The organism is Sodalis sp. dw_96 (genome assembly GCF_018449575.1).
Taxonomy (GTDB): Bacteria; Pseudomonadota; Gammaproteobacteria; order Enterobacterales; family Enterobacteriaceae; genus Acerihabitans.
On the sequence record NZ_JAAVUT010000006.1, the window covers coordinates 192,189 to 210,905 of the forward strand.

Genomic DNA, 18,717 nt, shown 5'->3' on the forward strand with positions numbered 1-18,717 from the left:
AAAGTGCCCGGTCGGGACAGGCCGCTAGATCGTAAACACGCCGTAAACACATCCCTGTGGGCTCGATCCGCGCCGTCCCTGGCGCGGACGGTTTACTCTTCTAGCAACCTGTCCCGCCTAATTATCTCCCGAGTATGTTTGTCGGCATTCTTTGCTAAATACATTTCAGCGCCAGCCAGTAAAGCGATCCTGACAACACTATCGCCACCGGCAGGGTAAGTACCCAGGCTAGCAGGATATTCTGCACGGTCTTGCTTTGTACGCCGCCGCCGTCCACCAGCATGGTGCCCGCCACCGCCGAGGACAACACATGGGTGGTGGAAACCGGCATGCCGGTATAACTGGCGACGCCGATGGAGACCGCGGCGGTGACCTGTGCCGAGAGTCCCTGCGCATAGGTCATGCCCTTTTTGCCGATTTTTTCACCGATGGTGGTGGCAACACGCTGCCAGCCGATCATCGTGCCTATTGACAGCGCCAGCGCGACGGCAACGATAATCCAGATCGGGGCATATTCAACGGTGGCCAGCAGGTCCTTGCGCAAATTGCCCAGGAAGCGTTTATCTTCACTGGAGGTTAACGGTAGTTTGACCAGTTTATCCGTCGTATCGGCGATGCACATCAGCAGGCGCCTGACGTGTGAACGCTCGCCCGGGCTGAGATGATCGTAGCTTTGCAGATTTTCCAATAGCGCCATGGTGCGGTCTATGGCGATGAGCGCCCGGGTGCCGTCGCAGTGAAATACCGTGGTGGCGGGCAGGGCTGAAGGAATATCCGGCGCCGGAATAACCTGTGTATCGGTATCGGCGATTTGCGGCAGGGTTGCCGCATGCAGATGATAAAACTGCTGCAGGTTACCCACGGCATCCCTGGTGCGGGCGATATCATAGCCGGTGGCACTCATATTCACCATAAATCCCGCCGGGGCGACACCCATTAACACCAGCATTATCAGGCCGATACCTTTCTGTCCGTCATTGGCGCCATGGGCGAAGCTCACGCCCGCCGCGGAGAGGATAAGCGCCGTTCGGGTCCAGAATGGCGGTTTGCGCTTGCCGTCTTTCTTTTCCCGTTCTGCCGGGGTCAGGTGGATACGGCGGCGTTTCGGGGTGCCGCTCCAATAGCGGCGCAAAACGAAAACCAGCGCCCCCGCCAGCACCAGCCCCACGATGGGAGAAATGATAAGGGACAGGAAAATTTCAATCAGCTTGGGGATATTCAGCGCCGCCACCACCGAGGTATGGGTGAGCAGCGCGTTGGTCAGGCCGATACCGATAATGGCGCCAATCAACGTATGGGAGCTGGAGGCCGGCAAACCGAAATACCAGGTGCCCAGGTTCCAGATGATGGCCGCCAGCAGCATGGAGAACATCATCGCCAGTCCGTGGGTGGAACTGACGTTCAATAAAAGATCCACCGGCAGGAGATGAACTATGGCGTACGCCACGCTCAAACCCCCTAACAGCACCCCGAGAAAATTGAATATCCCGGACATTCCCACCGCCAGCTGAGAGCGAAGGGCGCGGGCATAGATGACGGTTGCCACCGCATTGGCTGTATCATGAAACCCATTGATAGCTTCATATATTAATACAAATATTAACGCGATAACCAACATAAGACCGGTATGAAATTCCAGGCCGGTAAAAAGATGCAGCATAAAGGTTACGCCATTTATTGGACATGAACGGGGCGCATTATCTGCGACAACGGGGGCGCTGGAAAAGCAAAATATGACCTTTTTATGACATTTTATTGACGCTGTCCTTACGGTTTCTTTGGTTTGTCAGCGATATCAATAGGTTAATTCTGTTTTCCCAGGCGTTTTTTAGCGCGACTGGCGTCTGCCGCCGGGGATGGCTACAATCAGGGGCCCCGGCAAACGCGCCAGACAGGCGATACCCTTGAAAAACAGGGCCAGGGTACACTTAAGTCAAGTGAGTACGATGAGAGTAAGAATAAGTTAGGCTTGTATAAATTGAGTGGGTATAAATTGATTGAGTGAGCACAGTGGAACAATTTGACGCCATCATCATCGGCGCCGGAGCCGCGGGTTTGTTTTGCGCCGCCCAGGCCGGCCAGCGGGGCCTCAGGGTATTGCTCCTGGACAACGGCAAAAAGCCGGGCCGCAAGATCCTGATGTCCGGCGGCGGCCGCTGCAACTTCACCAACCTGCACGTGGAACCCGCCGCTTTTCTCTCGCAAAATCCCCACTTTTGCAAATCGGCGCTATCGCGCTACAGCCAGTGGGATTTCATCGAGCTGGTACGGCATCACCGCATCGCCTTCCATGAAAAAACCCTCGGCCAGCTGTTTTGCGACGATTCGGCCCAGCAGATCGTAACCATGCTGCTGGATGAGTGCCGGCGCGGCGGGGTGACCCTCAGGATGCGCAGCGAGGTGGCGGCGCTGGAAAAGCGTGAAGTAGAAAAGCGCGGAGCAGAAAAGCCCAGTGAACAGTTCCACGTGCTCCTCCCCGCCGGCGAGGTCACGGCGCCGTCGCTGGTGGTGGCCACCGGCGGCCTCTCCATGCCCGGACTCGGCGCCACGCCGTTCGGCTACCGCCTTGCCGAACAGTTCGGTATTTCGGTGGTGCCCACCCGCGCCGCGCTGGTGCCTTTTACCCTGCATAAACCGCTGCTGGAATCCTTGGGCACCCTGGCCGGCGTCGCCTTGCCTTCCCAGGTGGAGGCCGCCGACGGCATGTCCTTTCGTGAGAATCTGCTCTTCACCCATCGGGGCCTCTCCGGCCCGGCGATGCTGCAAATTTCCAGCTACTGGCAAAATGGCGAATTCCTCACACTCAACCTAATGCCGGAGCGCGATCTGGAGGCGTTTATCGCCGATGAGCGACGGGATCACCCCAACCAAACGCTGAAAAATACCCTGGCAAAGGTACTGCCGCGCCGGTTTGTGGAGTGCTGGCATACTCTGCTGAACATCCCGGAATGCACCTTGACGCAGCTCAGCCGCCGCCAGCAAAACGACTGGGTGATGTCTTTGCGGCAGTGGCGCGTACAGCCCAACGGCACCGAGGGCTATCGCACCGCCGAAGTCACCCAGGGGGGCGTGGACACCCGCCGGCTGTCCTCAAAAACCATGGAAAGCCAGCAGGTGCCGGGATTGTATTTTATCGGCGAGGTGGTGGACGTCACCGGCTGGCTGGGAGGCTATAACTTCCAATGGGCCTGGAGCTCGGCCTGGGCGTGTGCGCAGGCGCTGGCATGAATGTCGTAAACTGAGGTAATTAAACGTTTGGCCCGAGCATGTGCAGGGATTGAGTGAGCCGTCATAACAAAAACGCATTACCGGCAGGGCAGGTTGAATTATCAAAATTTAGTAAAATTTATTTGAAAGAATTTACACTGTTTTAAATGCGGTAAATATCGCCCTCCGTAGGAAAATGGGGGTTCCACAGCAGTCCGTGATCATTCAGCCAACGCCTCTGCCACCTCTGTACGCGGATTGGGTAGTTTTTTCACTAACCAGTATAAAAACAGCGGCTGCATCAAGGTAAGCAGTACCGACAGACCTGCCAGTTCTGCAAACCTGTCCAGTTGCCCATCAACTTCAGTCAATATCATTGAAGATACCACCGCCGCCATTCCGCTAAACACATGCTGATTGACACTCTGTAAAGACATAAAGGCCGCGCGCTCCCAAGGTTGCGGCACCTGGGAATTCACCGCTGCCGCGGCAATAGTGCGCGTTGCGGTTAACGACATAAATAAGGTAAAAATAAGCAGCGGCGGCAACCATGGTGTATGCATAAAACCATCCCACAGCAGGAATATCACCAGCACAGCGATGGCCAGAGTGATCCGCAGCGCGCCAAGCCTATCAATTAACTGTCCTCCCCATTGCAGCACTATCAGGCTGGCAACCCCGCCTACCGCATAATATAGGCTCATCGCGTCTCGCGGCACTCCACGGTTAAACTGTAGCCACGAGGCTAGATGGGGAACGATTAAAAACGTACTGAAAATAGCGATACCCATCGCCATAAAAGCGTTTATCACAAGCCGGTTACCGAGCATAGCCAATAACGACACTTCACCTGCATTTTGATTCTCGGCAGTCTCAAGATGCGCCGTCATATTCGGTAGTAGCAGCCATGCCGTGACCAGCGTTATGGCGCCTAAGGCACTGACCACCATAAAAGGCGCACCCCAGCCATACAGCAGGGATAGCTTCAAACCGAAGGGAACGCCCGCGATAGCCGCGACGGAAAATGCGCCCATCACCATCGCCATCGCTCGCCCGCGATGATAGACAGGCACCCGATCGGTGACTATCGCCAGCGCAATTGACGTTGCCGGCCCGGCGAAAAGTCCCGCCAGGGTTCGGGCGGTAAATAGGCTCTTCATGTCCCATGCGTAAGCACAAAATAGCGTCGCCAATGACAGCCCCAATAAGGTGATAATCACGACATGTTTTCGATCGAAGCGGTCAATGAACTTGGCAAAAAACAGTGAAGAGAGCGCGGCAGCTAGGGTATAGGCGCCCCCCCAAATAGCCGATCCAAGTGGGTGGAATGGACAGATCACGCGCCAGGTCGGGACCTAACGGCATAATCATCATAAAATCGAGGGCATTGACCAGTTGAATCAGTGCAGCCAGTAAAATCGTTTTAATGGCTAACGGAGACATTGTATTTGTCATGGGAACTCAGTTGTTAAATGAATAGATTATCTCCTGTTAGACTTAAATTAACTCAAAACCAGGGTAGTCGGCAGATTGCAAATTGTTACCCAGGCGGCCTGGATACCCGCAGCCTCTCTTCCAAAACCATGGAAAGCCAGCAGGTGCCGGGATTGTATTTTATCGGCGAGGTGGTGGACGTCACCGGCTGGCTGGGAGGCTATAACTTCCAATGGGCCTGGAGCTCGGCCTGGGCCTGCGGGCGGGCGCTGGCGTTGTCAAACGCTAAGGTTGCTTTACAACGTGTAAGGTTGTTTATCCGTATTTTTGGAACCGTTAAGGAACTATTTAGGCCGCCTACGCCATTATACAATCTCACTCCTATTCCTTTGCTGTGAGCTTAGAGTGGAGAGTGAGTGAGTAGTACCGGTCGGACTTTCGGGTCCGACCATCCCTCAGACGGAGGATGGGTGGTCGGTTTTTAGTTCAGGATCCTGCAACTCCTACTTACCGTGGAACTCCCAAATCACAACCCCGATTAATAGGTGATGAACCGCCGATGGATTCTGGCGACGAGTTCCCGTTTCGCGGCAATGGTTGTGGTCTCTCCCGACATGCGATATATGCGGTCACCTAAGCGGAAGACGCTTGATGCGAAAGCAACTGGTTCAACGAAGTGCCGATAAAGATCAAACCTATTGTGCCGGTTTTGACTGGCGCGTTTTTCTCTGACAAACTCAGGACATCAGCAGAATAACCTGAAATTCAGGGGAGTAACTATGACAACCCGTTATGAAAGTGATTTTTATGGCTGGACTCAGGAACAGGCAGGTTTGTTGCGTTCAGGTCGTCTTGCCGAGCTGGACACCAAAAATTTGCTGGAGGAAATTGAGTCGATGGGAGCGAGTGCGGAAAATGAGCTTGAGTCTCGTCTCGAAGTTTTGTTCATCCATCTGCTGAAATGGCAATTCCAGGCGGAAAGACAAGGACGGAGCTGGAGACTGACCATTGAAGAACAGCGCCGCAAGATTGAGCGCCGCTTGAAAAAAAGCCCCAGCCTGAAACAACATCTTTCAGAAATTATAGAAGATGCCTACGGCGATGCGGTGATAAGCGCGGAGCGCGAAACCAATATTAAGCGCACCGTTTTTCCGTCATCCTGCCCGTGGTCTTTTGAGCAATTTATGAATCCGGAGTTTTATCCGGAATGATCTCCGGGTAACGTTAACTTTTGCTGTGTTGCATCATCATTATTTTATTAACAACAGCACGGGTTTTGACTGGCGCTTCTATAGAAGTTTTTTTGCATTGATCAGGATATGAGCTATTTTCCGCCTACGAGATCAATAAAACCCGCGGTGACATAAGAAGCTTCATCAGATGACAACCACGCTATCGCCTGGGCGACCTCCTTAGGCTGGCCGCCACGTTTCATTGGTAGATTATCCTTTAAGCGATAAACTCGTGTTGCCTCGCCGCCATCAGCGTGCCTTCCTGCGCGATATCTGCCAGTACAACGATGGTGTGTCCGCCAATATGACGGATTATATCGATAACCTCTTGTGCACAGGCCTTACGCGTGTGTTAGCCAATACAGATCTTGTGTCCCTTGATTGCTAAGCTTAATGCTGTAGCGCGACCGATGCCGGTGACTAAAGTCATTTTATTTTTCATGCATTACTAATCAAGTAAATAATTCAATTTCAAACAATCTCGATGGCATCATTCACAACATTACCACCAGAAAAACATCCAGGAATATCGGGCACTCGAACACCGAGGGATGATTCGCTTTTATCGATAGCGACTGGATCCAATATTCAAACCTCCAAAAGAAATGGCTTAAAGCTCGGACTGCTTTTTTATACTTTTTAGAGCGGGTAACGGTATGTCTTTTTGCGGATGTTTTACCGTTACCAACCATATTCCAATAAATGATTAACCAAAATTCTTATTTACTTATCTATTTCGTTATACAAGTAGCTCAGTGTCAATAATAAGCTGCCCGTTTTTTATCGTCACGGTCACCTGCTTTCCGGTGGTAAAACCGCACTGATGCAGCCAACGGCCTTTCAGATTTATGGCGGGCCGGGCGTTGGGCATGCCGCCATTTGGAACATAGCCTACAGTATAATAACGGGTTTCAACTTTTGCTTGGGATGTGCGGGGTTTTGACTTAATATGCTTTTTAGCCATGGTAACTACTCTCTTATCTCTTAGTTGCTGATGGTGAGCGGCGGTGGGGCGCGTCAACGCCTTATCGTCGCGTTTGTATTTATTAATATATAACTGACATCAATTATAAGCGGGCATAGTATCAAAATGCTTTACGGCTATAAGTAATAACAAAAAGTAAGCGTTAATAAGATCAGTTAATCAGTAAGTTTCATACTGGATACTTTATCAGTGGAAAGATGAAAAATCCACCTAAAAGAGAAAAATAAATAACCAAGTGAAGTAATGATTTCTATTTTTAATATTAATATGGTGGTAATTTTTTTATTGGAATACCTTATCGTTAATAAAAACGTTGCCAATAAATATACAGATTTTGGCGATTCGCTTTAATGCGTTGCTGATACATCAATCAATATTGTGCCATCATTTACGCATGTCGCTTAATTAAAGAAGTCCTGCAATGAAAGGCGTTGACGAAATTCCCCGGCTCGCTTCCCCCATGCCATTTGGGCACAAATGCGCGCGTGCCATGAATGCTTCCCCCCGCAGAATAGCCTCGAATAACCAACGCCTGCTATAAAAAAATCCAGCCTCACTCAATCTGCAAATTTGTCCCGTAGCCTAACGCTTGAAGGGACGATCCCACGCCGTCCCTGCCACTCAACGGTTACAAGATTGCGATACAGTCCGGCATAATGGCTAGTTGCCTGCCTGGGACGGCTTATCGCCAAGCCACTGCATAAACTCGGCGACATGCGGTGCCCAAAGATCGGGGCGCGTCATAGTGAGGTGACCGGGGGATGTGGGCGTGCCCGCTTGAACGATATAACGGCCCTGTTTAAGCTTCGGTACAAGATGTTCGAGCACCTGCAGGCTGTCCGGATTAAACTCGTCGTCGGAAAAATTGAGCGCGAAAAGCTTGGTTTTGATGTTGGCTAGGCCGGGCTCAGGATCATAGCTGAATGACGACTTAAGAGAATAAAGAATGTCGTTGGCGTCAACGTGCCCGGCCGCGGTGCGGTTAGCCGCCAGGAAGGTGTCCGCCGCCGGCCCGTCGGGAATGGTTCTTTGCAGGTTCGGCGCGCTGTCAATCATCATCCGCAGCACGTTGTAGCCCAGGACCCAACTGCGGGGAGTGTGTTTGTACTCTCCGTTCATCCACTGCGGATCGGTGCGGATTCCGTCGATCACCATGCGCCGCCACAGCAGGTTGCGGCCTGAAACCTTGATCGGCAGCGAAACCACCGGCATCACGCCGTCCATCATGTCGGGATAGGCCTCCGCCCACTGCCAGGCGTTCATTCCACCCATGGACATGCCGAGAATGGCATGGAGATGCCTGATCCCCAGCGTCTCTGTCACCAGCTTGTGCTGGAGATCAACCATATCGCCATAATCGTAATTGGGGAATTTTGCCTTCAATCCGTCGCTCGGCTGGCTGGATTGACCATGGCCCACGCTGTCGGTAAAGATGAGATAGTAGCGGTTCGCGTCGAGGGGACGGCCCGAATCGAACAGCGCTTTGGTAAAGGTGGGACTCAAAAGCGCGCGGCTGTCGGCACCGGTCCAATGCAACACAAGGACCGCATTGTCGATGTCGCCCCTGGCGTTCCGATGCGGCTTGCCCAGGGTTGCATAATGGATCTTCAGTCTCTTGAGCGTCTCGCCATCGCGGAAGGTGTAGTTGTCGAACCACGCGTCCCCCTGCACGGCGGCCCGGTTGATCTGCCGATCCCAGGGTGAAGCCGGCGCGTTGCTGTCGGCAGGCTTTAGCGAATTTGACTGGGCAAGTGCCGGACTTGCCAACAGGGTTCCGGCAAGAAGGAGGCCGAGCAGTACGCTGATTTTGGTGCGTATCCGTTTATACTGCATGAAAAGTTCCTTGTGTAGTTGGGGCTGACGGAGGTCTCATTGCCAAAAAGGGGTGCCTAATGCCGCTAAAATCGTACATTAAAGCCAAAATAGGGCCTTAATGTACGAAAATACGGACATTATAAAGGATGGCGCTTGATAAGCGGAATGCGCCGTTGCCGAGGATCTCAGTCGGCATACTGGGCTATACCGTTGCCAAACGACCAGTTCTCCTTTTTCACCTCCACCAGATTGATAAAGACGTCGCCGGGAGAGATGCCGAGCTGTTGATGCAACTCATCGGCGATAGTCTGGTAGAGCCGCTTTTTCTGATCGAGGGTTCGGCCTTCGTTCAGGGTTATCTGGATCATCACCAGCCGGTCGGTTCGCGTGATACCGAGGTATTTCGCGTCATACACCAAATGTTCACGGTCATGTTCATTCAGAACCTGGAAGTTATCATTCTCAGGTACTGAAATGGCGGTTCGCATGGCCTCGTAAACGATATGGCCGATTTTCCCTATGTAGCCGCTGTCTTGATTCTTCATGGTATCAATACGTACGATAGGCATCGTTTATGCTCCTGTTGCCGAGGGTTTTTCATTAAAGACGCTGCGAGGAGCGTCCCAAAAGTATGAATGTCGCTAACGCGGATACGGCGGCGATAATCGCCGCGCAGGCCATCAGCAGGCTGAAACCGAAAATGAATCCCTGATGGGCGGTCTGTAGCCAAAGGGTCATGCCGCCGGACGGGATTTTATCTGCCAGCCATGACTGTATCTGGCCGGCGGCGACGTGATGAACGGCGTCCCGCAGGTCAACGGTTTCAGCCAGGGGAAGGTGTAAACGCTGTACGGCAAAAAAGCGGCTGATTCCCGCCGTTAATACAGCGCCGAGCCCGGTCAGGCCGATAAGCAACCCGACAAACCTGAAGGTGGATGCCAGCCCCGACGCCATCCCGGCGCGTTCCAACGGCACCACCTGCATGGAAACCCTGGCGGTTTCACCGTTAAGCAGGCCGGCGCCCATGCCTAATATAAACATGCCTATGGCGACGAAGAGATAACTGCCTGTCGCCGCCCAGGCAATAACGGCATTACCTGCCGCCGCCAGCAGCAGTCCGATAACCAATATCCCACGGCCGGAAAATGTTTGCGAAAGACGCCCGGCAAACCAGGGGCCGGTCAACAGGGGGATACTGAAAGGCAGCAAAGCCAGTCCGGTTTTGCCCGGATTGGAAAAAAATGTTCCTTGCAGGAAAACCGGCAGATAGGTGGTCATGACGTAACAGGTGGACGCAAAGGCAAGCATCGCGATACTGGAACCGATAAATGCCGGGTTGCGAAACAGCTGCAAATCCACCATCGGCCGTTTCTGAAGGCGTTCCGCATAAATGAAAACAATAAATAACAGGGCGCCGGCGAGAAAAAGCATCTTAACGGAAAAGAGGTTGAATCCTTGATTGCCGCCGTCAATCAATGCGGTGGCGAAGCAGGCCAATGCCGCGGCAAAGAGTATCGCCCCGCTGATATCAAGGCGGGCATGGAGCAGATCCCGTGACTCATTCACCGATCGCGCTGCCAGGATAAACAGCGCAACGCCGATCGGCGCATTGATCAAAAAAGCCCATTGCCATCCCAACCCGGCGGTGATGACGCCACCTACTATCGGCCCCGCCGTGGCCGCCACGCCGATGACCACGCCCCACACCGCAAATGCCTTGGCCCTTTCGCTACCCTGAAATTCCTTTCCCAGGACGGCGAGAGCCGAGCTGAGCTGCATCGCAGCCCCGATGCCCTGCAAAGCCCGGCCGATATTGAGCTGCATAATGGATTGCGACAAACCGCAGAAAACCGACGCTAAAGTGAAAATCGCCAGTCCCCACAGCAGGCATTTTTTCCTGCCGAAGCGGTCGGCTATGGCGCCGGCGGGCATCAGGCACGCGACAAAGGCCAGGATATAGGCGCTGATAACCCATTCAACGCCGCTGAAAGCGCTGTGCAGGTACCCGGCGATAGAGGGAAGAGACACCGCAACGATATTGGCGTCAAGCATGATCATAAACGAGACGCCGGACGTCGTCACCAGGACTTCGTAACGTCGCTGCCTCTCTGACGGAGCCGCAATAATGTTGGTTAAGGACATGCTCATCTCTGTGGTTGAATCACTAAAATAGATTATTATTATAATCTATTTTAAGCAACACAAAATTCGCTTCAAGAGACGAGCCGATGGCCATTGCCTGTGTGAACGGATAGACGGTCAAAGGCATTGGTGGCCATGTCAACCCGGGTCGGCGTTCTTTATTTTTGTCTTTGCCATTATCTATTCCGCAAGCTCCACCGCCCTGCGTCTGTCATAGTCCAACTGGGCCCGTTCGATATCGGATTGATGATTAGTCGCCCAGCCATACAGGGCGGTAAAAGGTTCCTGCAATGAGTGCCCCAACGGGGTAAGAGAGTATTCCACCGCTATGGGGGACGAGGTGATCACCCTGCGAGAGACCAGCCCGTTTCTTTCAAGACGGCGGAGCGCTTCGGTCAGCGCTTTGTGGGTGATTCCATCCAGACGCCGTTTGATGGCGTTGAAACGCGCGGGTTCCGTGCAGAGGACGGTGAGGATCAATACCGACCACTTATTGGCGATCTGATCAAGTATCGGCCTGGTGGTCAAGGCTTCCACCAGTACGCGGTCTTCAGTTTTAGGCATGGCATCTTTCCGTACGCGGTCTTCAATTTTCGGCATGGCCTCTTCCCGTATTTGGTCTTCAATTTTCGTCATGGCGGTTACCTTGTCTATATCTGGGCTACTTCAGGTGCGTAATTGACATTAGATATACGTCGTATATCTTGATGTCAACCTAAAAGATGAGGAGTGACCATGTCGAGATTAAGCGGAAAGATTGCGGTTATCACCGGCGGCAACAGCGGAATCGGCCTGGCCGTGGCGCAACGGTTTGTGCGCGAAGGGGCGTATGTCTTTATTACCGGGCGCCGGCAGGCGGAACTGGACAGCGCGTTGGCATTGTTGGGAGACAACGCCCAAGCGGTGCGGGGGGATCTTACTTCAGATGCGGATATAACGCGGCTGTACCAAACGGTGAAAGACAAAAAGGGCAAACTGGACATACTGGTGGTGAACTCGGGAACATCGGAATACGCCACCTTGGACGACATCACGGCGACGCATTTCGATAAGACGTTCAATCTGAATGCCCGCGCCTCGCTGTTTACCGTGCAAGGCGCCGTGCCGTTGATGTCTGATGGCGGCGCCGTGGTACTGATGGGATCCATCGCGGGATTTATCGGTACGGAGGGATACGGCGTCTATGGCGCCTCGAAGGCGGTGATGCGATCCTATTCCCGCACCTGGGCCAAGGAACTCTCCGGCCGCGGTATTCGCGTGAACACCCTCAGCCCGGGCCCAATTGACACGCCGATGTTTGACGGCGCATCCGATGAACTGAGAAAAACGGTAGCGGAACTGATACCGCTGGGTCGTCTCGGCCGCCCGGAAGAGGTGGCGTCGGCGGCGCTTTTTCTCGCCTCGGACGAAAGCAGCTTTATTACCGGCGCGGAACTCTGCATCGACGGCGGCCTGGCGCAGGTCTGAACGTCTTATTCTACCCATGGATCTAGAGTGGAGGTGCTTTAAGTCAGCCGGACTTTCATCCATGGGTCAAGGCTGGATGTGCGTTTGGTTAGTCGGTCTTTCAGCCACAGAATGTGAGTTTCGTTAAAAGCGCTTTAGCCGCTCGGCCAACAGCGCCAGGAAGCGCGGATTATCCACCTGGGTCATCACCTGTATATTAGGCGGGGCGTCGCCGGGGTGGCCCGTGGGGAGGGTCACTACGGTCTGGCCGCGCAATCCATCGTCTTGACAGTTAACCCGCACCTGTCCCGAGACACCGTCAAACAGCGACGGATCGATAAGCCAGGCAATCACGCAGGGATCGTGCAGGCAGTGATCGCCGGTGCCGTATCGTTGGATCATGGCGCTGATTGTCGCCGGCAGCGGGCCGGCCAGTCGCAGGGCGTCGAGAAAGGGTCCGTTGGTTTTAGCCTGGTGGGTGACATCCAGTCCGAACATCACCTGGGGTATGCCGGCGCTCAGGACAATCCGGGCAGCCCAGGGATCGAAAAAGAGATTAAATTCCGCCACCGGCGAGACATTGCCCGGACAAAACGCCGCGCCGCCCATAAAGACGATATTTTTGATTTTCGGCACGATGTCGGGCTGTTTAACGATAGCCAGGGCGATATTGGTCATCGGCCCGATGGGACAAAGAGTGATTTCCCCCGGCGCCTCGGTAACGGCCTGGATGATAAAATCCACCCCGTGTCGGCTTTGCAGCGGCACGGTCGGTTCGGCCAGAGGCACATCCCCTAAGCCGTCGCCGCCATGTATCGGGGCGGACCGGCCCCGGGCTTCAATCATCGGCCTGCCGCAGCCGGCATACACCGGGATATCGTCGCGGGCGGCCAGCGTGCATATCCGCCGGGCATTGTATTGTGTCTGCTTAAGCGGCCTGTTGCCCGCCACGGTGGTAATGCCCGCCACTTCAATCTCCGCCGGCGAGGCCAATGCCAGCAGAATCGCCACGGCGTCATCCACCCCCGGATCGCAATCCAGAATAATTTTATGAGTTGCCATTACTGTGCTCCGGTTGCGGTGCGCAACGCTGCTGAGACTTCAAAATATCGCCGCCGGCAACTTCAGGCAACGGATTTTAACCGGTAGGATACCCGCCGCGGAGATATCATTCATTTGAATAAGAGACTTGTATACATCCTTTATAGGCATTAAATAATATTAAAAGATGTATTTAAAACTATAAAATGGTGTATATACAAGGCGACATTTTTGTTATTATAATAGTCTTATTTAAAGCTCTTAATGCGATTTATAGTTTATTGGAGATGCATTTATGGCTCTTATGCTTTATACCGAGTCAGAGATACTGCCTGAACTGGGCCATCGCCTTCGTGAGTACCGTCTACGCCGTAACATGCTCCAGGCAGAATTGTCCGCCAGGAGTGGCGTTTCCGCCTCGGCGCTTAAGAAGTTGGAGAGTAAGGGGCAGGGCACGCTTGAGAATTTTATAAAAGTTGTCTTTGCCTTGCGGTTGGAAAACGAAGTTAAATCGCTGTTTTTGCCGCAGCCCGTGACTATTGCCCAGATTGAAGCACTGAAAGCTCCAATACGACAGCGGGCCAGGCGGACATCGCGTCCGCTCAGTAAGCCGGCCGGCGGCTGACTGTTCTTGGTTAACTGTTCTTGGTTAACTGTTCTTGGCTCACATAGTGGAGACAGAGAAAATGGCAATTCAACCCTTTCGGTACGGACAACTGAGCCAGCTACAGGTCATCTACAGTGGTTGGGGGGAGCAATGGGTGCTGGGTCAGTTGGCGGAAAGTGCAATAAGTGGCCGTTATCTCTTTGAGTACAGTCGTGAAGCGCTCGAACGCGGCATTGAGTTTTCACCTCTGCAATTACCGCTTTCTACTGATACTTGGGCAAATTTCGAGCACTTTCAGCATTGGCTGCCGGGCTTCATATCGGATTCTCTCCCGGATGGGTGGGGCTGGCTGTTGATGGACAGGTTCCTGCGCCTTAATAATGTTGATCCCAATCGTGTCTCAGTCCTTGACCGTCTCGCGCTGCTAGGGGATAACACGATGGGGGCTCTGACATACCGGCCGGCGGCACACTTTGCAAGCGCGCAGAGTGATAAGTATGATATTCGAGGTCTGACCGGACTGGCCCAGCAGATCCGTCAGGAACTTAGCGGCGGGGGCTCGGAGGCATTGCGCGAGCTGTTCCTGTTAGGTGGCTCACCGCAGGGTGCAAGGCCCAAAGCTCAGATTGAATATCAACCGGCCACCCACCGGTTGGCAACGACAGTATTCACGGGAAGTGAATCTTGGTTGGTAAAATTCCCTGCTGCGCAGGAGAGTCCTTGGGTTTGCGCGCTTGAGGAAGTATACGCCCGGCTGGCGCGAATGGCGGGCGTGGATTTCCCCGAGAGCCGCTATTTTCGTCTTGGCGATGACCTGTCGGCATTTGGAGTAAAACGGTTCGATCGCCGGCAGGGCATAAAGGTGCCGGTACTGAGTATGGCCGGCGCCCTGCATGCGGATTTTCGGCTACCCAGTATGGACTACACGGATATCCTTAGGGCGACAAGTCTTATCACACGCTCTGTGGTGGAAAAAGAAATCCAGGCTCGTCGCATGGTGTTCAACGTCCTACTGCACAACCGGGACGACCATGTGAAGAACTTTTCCTTCGTTTTGAATGGAAACAGCGAGTGGGTCGTATCTCCCGCCTATGATTTGACTTTTTCGAACGGCCCCGGCGGACAGCATCAGACATCAGTCGACGGGCTTGGAGCAGATATCACTCGCACGGCACTGCTGACCGTCGCCGGTAAAGCCGATATCAGACCGGCCAGGATGAATGGCATTATTGAGGAAGTGGCTGATATTGCAACCGGATTCGCCCGCATCGCCAGTGAAATGACGCAAGATATCCCCCTGGGAGAATTGAAGCGGATTTCAGATTGCATTAAGCATAATTTGTCCTTCCTCAAGCGTTAAAATCACTCGGTGTGCAGTGATCCTGGCCTTGATTAGGATCATGGCGGCGAATTTCAGGATATCCGCAAAATTCCCCGCGCCGAGTCCAGGGTGACAGTCTGGCCGTCATGCACCCGGTCCATAAGGCCGGTTATGCCTACCAATATGGGAATACCCATCGCCCGGGCCAGGATAGCGGTATGGGACAGGGGATGTCCTCCCGCCAGGGCGATGCCCGCCACCTTGACTCGGTCCAGCGACGCCAGCCGGGAGGGAAATATCTCGTCGGCAATCAAGATATATTCCTCGCTCGGTGGCGGCAGCGGCGGCGGCGTCTTGTCAATCAGCGCCAGTACCGCGGCCCGCATGTCGCGGACATCCAGCTCCCGCACCCGTAAATACTCATCCTGCAGGCTGGCGTAATCAGCCGCCATAACCGCGGTTTCTTGTTCCCAGGCGGCGGACGCGCTGCCGAACCGCGGGATTTTTTCCGCTACCGCGGCCCGTAATCCCTCGTCCGCCAGCAGCATGGCCTGTGCTTCGAAAATGCCGGCAAAGCGCGGGCCGAGACGAAGGCTGATGGCAGCAGCGAGTTGTTCCAGCTGCCGCTGCGCTTGGTCAATCGCCTCGGCAAAACGCCGCTGCTCCTGCTCAACCGTATCGCCGGTCATGGCGGGACTTTGCTGTACTTGTTTAATAGGAGAGACGGTAAGACGCCAGGCAGGAGCGGTGACGGGGGTCTCCGCCACCGTTGTGCCTTGCAGCATGTCACCCTCTTGCGTTGGGATAGTCTCGCCAAAGCCGGTCCGTGCCTCGTGGAGAAATGCCGCCAGCGCCGCCTCGGCCTGTTCGCCCTCGGCGTAAAGCACTATCTCGTCACCCTGGCGCACCTGTAGGGAGGCTACCTGGTTAATACGGGTGGCATCGGCGAACCGCCCGGCTTTTTCCAGCGTCAGTCGGGCGGCGAACGGCGACAGCACCGACACCAGCCGGGCGGCCGGTCGGGCGTGCAAACCGTGCGGATTCTCTATGCGCCAGACGGCGCGGCGCGCGCCATCCCCCGGCGGTGTTACCGCCATCCCTTCGGCGGGCGCTGTTCCACTCGGCGGCGCTTCTTTTTCGGCGGGGGCGGTTTCCCCCAATTGGGCCCGTTTGGCGGCCAGCGCTTCCATGGCGTCGGTTATTACCTGGTCAAGGCCGGCGCCGTTCGAGGCGGCCACCGCGGCCGCCAGCGTCCCTTCCACCAGCGGCGCGGCACAAAGCCTGACCTGCCGCGCCATATCCGGATCCAGCAATTCCAGGGCCGTTTCGGCGCTGAGCAGCGCGCTGCCCAGATCCATCAAAACCACCACGCCGGAGGGGTCGAACACCTCTTCGATGGCCATCATGATCTTGACCGCGTCGGTCCCGATGGGGTGTGCTTCGTCGTCCACGCCGGCCGCCGTGACGAGCCGGCAACCGCCCTGCATCATTTGCCCCGCCAGTTCCGCCACCCCTTCCGCCAGTTTGGCGCTGTGGGAAACCACCACAAGATTAACCATAGCTTGCCCCATTACACCTGCCGCGCCGCTTCCATCATGCCTTCAGCGCCTCCGCCGCCAGATTAACCCTGACTAGCCCCGTTCCCCTTGATGCGCCGCCGCTGCCAGTGCCTCCACCATCAGCATCACCGATGTGGCGCCGGGGTCCTGATGACCGATGCTGCGTTCACCCAGATAGCTGGCGCGCCCTTTACGCGCCTGCATGGCGACCGTTCCCTCTACCCCCTGGCGAGCCTGCGCCAAAGCCCGATCCAACGCCGCGGGGAGGGTGTCACCTTCATCCTGTGCCTGTTTCAGCGCCGCAACCACCGGCCACCATGCGTCGCACATGGTCTTATCACCCGGTTCCGCCTTACCGCGCGTCACCACGCCGTCCACGCCGTCCTTTAGCATGAGGTACAGTTCCGGCAGCTCGAGGCTCTCAAGGGCGGCGGTACTCTGCGCGGCGCGAATAAAAAAGGAACCGAACAGCGGGCCGCTGGCCCCGCCGACGCTGGAGAGCAGGACCATGCCGGTATTTTTCAGGATGAAGCCAATATCTTTATCGGCGAAAGTGGGCAGTTTTTCCACCACCTTGCTGAATCCGCGATGCATGTTAAGACCGTGATCGCCATCGCCAATTTCGGTATCCAGATTGGTGAGGAAATCCCGCTGCTGCTGGAACACCTCGCCGCAACGCTGCAGCCAATCCACAATCTGCTGTTTGGTTAATGCCATTTCTGTCTCCCGTTAGCAATGCCAGCGCAGGGCGGGGGTGTTAACCGGTGCGTCCCAGAGCGCGAGGGTTTCCTCATCGGCCCGCATCAGCGTGATGGAAACCCCGTACATATCCAGCGACGTACACCAGGATCCCACCAGGCTGCGGGCAATTTCAATGCCGGCCTCGGCGCAACATTCGCCGAGACGGCGATAGACGTCGTAAAGTTCGGAAAGCGGCGTCGCTCCCAGGTTGTTCACCACGGCGATGACCCGGTCGCCTCGTTGCAGCGCCTGTTTATCCTGGATCTCATCCTGCCAGTCTCCCAGTTCGCGATCCCAGCGGCGGAGGGTGCGCTGATAATCACCGTTTTCAATCAGTGTAGCGAACATCTGATCAACCGTGTCATTCAGGTTGTGAAAGGTACGCCGCTCAATGCCCGGTTCGCCGTGGATGCCGACGCCGAACTCCATTTCGTTTTCCGCCAGGATGAACGATGGCCGGCCCGCGGCCGGCACGGTACAGGCGCCAAGGGCCACGCCCAGGGAAAAACCGTCGTTATTGAGACGGTACCCCAGGGCCTGCAATTGATCGAGGTTATCTCCCCGCGCCGACGCCGCTCCCAGCAGTTTTTCCAGCACCACGGTGTTGGCGACGCCGCGCCGGCCGGCGGTGTACAGGCTGTCTTTTACCGCCACATCGTCGTCCACCAGTACGGTGGCCACCGGAACGCCGGCATCGTGCAGCAGCTCGGCGGCGGTTTCGAAGTTCATCACATCACCGGTGTAGTTCTTGATAAGCAGCAGTACGCCGTGACCGCCGTCCAGCGCCATGGCGCATTCGAACATTTGATCCGGCGTCGGCGAGGTAAAGACTTCGCCCGGGCAGGCGCCGTCCAACATTCCTTCGCCGATGTAGCCGGCATGCATGGGTTCGTGGCCGCTGCCGCCGCCGGAAAGCAGCGCCACCTTGCCGGTGACAGGCGCATCGACGCGGGTAACATACACCGGGTCCCGGTGCAGGATAAGCGAGGGATGAGCCGCCACCAGGCCGGCCAGCTGACCGGCCAGAAGGTCATCCACGCCGTTAATGAATTTTTTCATAGTGCGTTCCTTAGGAAATGAGAGGGTCTTCCGGCATAGATGCCGATGGGAAGCAGCGCCTCCGGTTGCCTATATGAGACGGCAGCGTATCGGATAATCTTCAACATGTGCCTTCTCCTATTCAGAAT

The 18,717-nt window shown here is 55.2% G+C and carries 17 protein-coding genes and 2 pseudogenes; 6 read left to right on the top strand and 13 right to left on the bottom strand.

What is annotated here, in order from left to right; translation table 11 throughout:
* Positions 1-154: 154 nt before the first annotated feature.
* Positions 155-1,660 carry an inorganic phosphate transporter PitA gene (gene pitA / locus HB631_RS11940; RefSeq protein ID WP_213991376.1) on the bottom strand — a complete coding sequence of 502 codons (1,506 nt, stop codon included), beginning with the start codon at positions 1,658-1,660 and terminating at the stop codon, positions 155-157.
* Positions 1,661-2,010: 350 nt separating this feature from the next.
* On the opposite strand from pitA, the gene HB631_RS11945 reads away from it, so the two are divergent.
* Complete coding sequence (locus tag HB631_RS11945) at positions 2,011-3,228, top strand: aminoacetone oxidase family FAD-binding enzyme (protein ID WP_213991377.1); 1,218 nt, start codon at positions 2,011-2,013, stop codon at positions 3,226-3,228.
* A gap of 200 nt (positions 3,229-3,428) precedes the next feature.
* Here HB631_RS11945 and HB631_RS11950 read toward each other — a convergent pair whose 3' ends face one another.
* The gene (locus tag HB631_RS11950) at positions 3,429-4,547 is read right to left on the bottom strand and encodes an MFS transporter (protein ID WP_213991378.1); all 1,119 of its coding nucleotides are present in this window, start codon (positions 4,545-4,547) and stop codon (positions 3,429-3,431) included.
* Between the two features lie 132 nt (positions 4,548-4,679).
* On the opposite strand from HB631_RS11950, the pseudogene HB631_RS27010 reads away from it, so the two are divergent.
* Positions 4,680-4,916: pseudogene (locus HB631_RS27010) on the top strand (NAD(P)/FAD-dependent oxidoreductase); the annotation flags it as partial.
* Between the two features lie 504 nt (positions 4,917-5,420).
* Positions 5,421-5,852, top strand: coding sequence for a DUF29 domain-containing protein (locus tag HB631_RS11960; protein WP_213991379.1), 432 nt, complete (start codon positions 5,421-5,423; stop codon positions 5,850-5,852).
* A 113-nt stretch (positions 5,853-5,965) separates the two neighbouring features.
* On the opposite strand, the pseudogene HB631_RS11965 reads toward HB631_RS11960, so the two are convergent.
* From HB631_RS11965 to HB631_RS11995, 7 genes and pseudogenes are all read right to left on the bottom strand, one after another.
* A pseudogene (locus tag HB631_RS11965) lies at positions 5,966-6,130 on the bottom strand (SDR family oxidoreductase); the annotation flags it as partial.
* Between the two features lie 214 nt (positions 6,131-6,344).
* Positions 6,345-6,458 (bottom strand): type II toxin-antitoxin system HicB family antitoxin, encoded by a 114-nt coding sequence (locus tag HB631_RS11970; RefSeq protein WP_218626992.1) that lies wholly within the window; start codon positions 6,456-6,458, stop codon positions 6,345-6,347.
* 154 nt (positions 6,459-6,612) lie between these two features.
* Positions 6,613-6,837: a SymE family type I addiction module toxin gene (locus HB631_RS11975; RefSeq protein WP_213991380.1), complete on the bottom strand. Its 225-nt coding sequence runs from the start codon at positions 6,835-6,837 to the stop codon at positions 6,613-6,615.
* 681 nt (positions 6,838-7,518) lie between these two features.
* Positions 7,519-8,691: an alpha/beta fold hydrolase gene (locus HB631_RS11980; RefSeq protein WP_213991381.1), complete on the bottom strand. Its 1,173-nt coding sequence runs from the start codon at positions 8,689-8,691 to the stop codon at positions 7,519-7,521.
* Positions 8,692-8,858: 167 nt separating this feature from the next.
* Positions 8,859-9,242 (bottom strand): tautomerase family protein, encoded by a 384-nt coding sequence (locus tag HB631_RS11985; RefSeq protein WP_213991382.1) that lies wholly within the window; start codon positions 9,240-9,242, stop codon positions 8,859-8,861.
* A gap of 31 nt (positions 9,243-9,273) precedes the next feature.
* Positions 9,274-10,815 carry an MFS transporter gene (locus HB631_RS11990; protein WP_213991383.1) on the bottom strand — a complete coding sequence of 514 codons (1,542 nt, stop codon included), beginning with the start codon at positions 10,813-10,815 and terminating at the stop codon, positions 9,274-9,276.
* A gap of 180 nt (positions 10,816-10,995) precedes the next feature.
* Positions 10,996-11,379 (bottom strand): helix-turn-helix domain-containing protein, encoded by a 384-nt coding sequence (locus HB631_RS11995; protein ID WP_213991467.1) that lies wholly within the window; start codon positions 11,377-11,379, stop codon positions 10,996-10,998.
* A gap of 171 nt (positions 11,380-11,550) precedes the next feature.
* Between HB631_RS11995 and HB631_RS12000 the strand changes: the two genes are divergently transcribed.
* Complete coding sequence (locus HB631_RS12000; protein ID WP_213991384.1) at positions 11,551-12,282, top strand: glucose 1-dehydrogenase; 732 nt, start codon at positions 11,551-11,553, stop codon at positions 12,280-12,282.
* Between the two features lie 123 nt (positions 12,283-12,405).
* Here the strand turns inward: HB631_RS12000 and HB631_RS12005 are convergent, their stop codons facing one another.
* Positions 12,406-13,323: a nucleoside hydrolase gene (locus HB631_RS12005; RefSeq protein WP_213991385.1), complete on the bottom strand. Its 918-nt coding sequence runs from the start codon at positions 13,321-13,323 to the stop codon at positions 12,406-12,408.
* Positions 13,324-13,597: 274 nt separating this feature from the next.
* Here HB631_RS12005 and HB631_RS12010 point away from each other — a divergent pair, with 274 nt between their 5' ends.
* Together HB631_RS12010 and HB631_RS12015 are read left to right on the top strand one after the other, a co-directional pair.
* On the top strand, positions 13,598-13,927 hold the full coding sequence (locus HB631_RS12010; RefSeq protein WP_213991386.1) for a helix-turn-helix transcriptional regulator: 330 nt from the start codon (positions 13,598-13,600) through the stop codon (positions 13,925-13,927).
* Positions 13,928-13,988: 61 nt separating this feature from the next.
* Positions 13,989-15,269 carry a type II toxin-antitoxin system HipA family toxin gene (locus HB631_RS12015; RefSeq protein ID WP_213991387.1) on the top strand — a complete coding sequence of 427 codons (1,281 nt, stop codon included), beginning with the start codon at positions 13,989-13,991 and terminating at the stop codon, positions 15,267-15,269.
* A 53-nt stretch (positions 15,270-15,322) separates the two neighbouring features.
* Here the strand turns inward: HB631_RS12015 and dhaM are convergent, their stop codons facing one another.
* The 3 genes from dhaM to dhaK all read right to left on the bottom strand — a co-directional run bounded on the left by dhaM (position 15,323) and on the right by dhaK (position 18,589).
* Positions 15,323-16,789, bottom strand: coding sequence for a dihydroxyacetone kinase phosphoryl donor subunit DhaM (gene dhaM, locus HB631_RS12020; RefSeq protein ID WP_213991388.1), 1,467 nt, complete (start codon positions 16,787-16,789; stop codon positions 15,323-15,325).
* Positions 16,790-16,861: 72 nt separating this feature from the next.
* Positions 16,862-17,506, bottom strand: coding sequence for a dihydroxyacetone kinase subunit DhaL (dhaL, locus tag HB631_RS12025; RefSeq protein ID WP_213991389.1), 645 nt, complete (start codon positions 17,504-17,506; stop codon positions 16,862-16,864).
* Positions 17,507-17,518: 12 nt separating this feature from the next.
* A complete protein-coding gene (dhaK, locus tag HB631_RS12030) occupies positions 17,519-18,589 on the bottom strand; it encodes a dihydroxyacetone kinase subunit DhaK (RefSeq protein ID WP_213991390.1) in 1,071 nt (356 codons plus the stop codon).
* Positions 18,590-18,717: the final 128 nt, after the last annotated feature.

Bases quoted from the DNA above. Each gene is read 5' to 3' on its own strand.
- pitA (WP_213991376.1), bottom strand. From the start codon at position 1,660: ATGCTGCATCTTTTTACCGGCCTGGAATTTCATACCGGTCTTATGTTG.
- HB631_RS11960 (WP_213991379.1), top strand. From the start codon at position 5,421: ATGACAACCCGTTATGAAAGTGATTTTTATGGCTGGACTCAGGAACAG.
- HB631_RS11975 (WP_213991380.1), bottom strand. From the start codon at position 6,837: ATGGCTAAAAAGCATATTAAGTCAAAACCCCGCACATCCCAAGCAAAA.
- HB631_RS11980 (WP_213991381.1), bottom strand. From the start codon at position 8,691: ATGCAGTATAAACGGATACGCACCAAAATCAGCGTACTGCTCGGCCTC.
- HB631_RS11985 (WP_213991382.1), bottom strand. From the start codon at position 9,242: ATGCCTATCGTACGTATTGATACCATGAAGAATCAAGACAGCGGCTAC.
- HB631_RS11990 (WP_213991383.1), bottom strand. From the start codon at position 10,815: ATGTCCTTAACCAACATTATTGCGGCTCCGTCAGAGAGGCAGCGACGT.
- HB631_RS11995 (WP_213991467.1), bottom strand. From the start codon at position 11,379: ATGCCTAAAACTGAAGACCGCGTACTGGTGGAAGCCTTGACCACCAGG.
- HB631_RS12000 (WP_213991384.1), top strand. From the start codon at position 11,551: ATGTCGAGATTAAGCGGAAAGATTGCGGTTATCACCGGCGGCAACAGC.
- HB631_RS12005 (WP_213991385.1), bottom strand. From the start codon at position 13,323: ATGGCAACTCATAAAATTATTCTGGATTGCGATCCGGGGGTGGATGAC.
- HB631_RS12010 (WP_213991386.1), top strand. From the start codon at position 13,598: ATGGCTCTTATGCTTTATACCGAGTCAGAGATACTGCCTGAACTGGGC.
- HB631_RS12015 (WP_213991387.1), top strand. From the start codon at position 13,989: ATGGCAATTCAACCCTTTCGGTACGGACAACTGAGCCAGCTACAGGTC.
- dhaM (WP_213991388.1), bottom strand. From the start codon at position 16,789: ATGGTTAATCTTGTGGTGGTTTCCCACAGCGCCAAACTGGCGGAAGGG.
- dhaL (WP_213991389.1), bottom strand. From the start codon at position 17,506: ATGGCATTAACCAAACAGCAGATTGTGGATTGGCTGCAGCGTTGCGGC.
- dhaK (WP_213991390.1), bottom strand. From the start codon at position 18,589: ATGAAAAAATTCATTAACGGCGTGGATGACCTTCTGGCCGGTCAGCTG.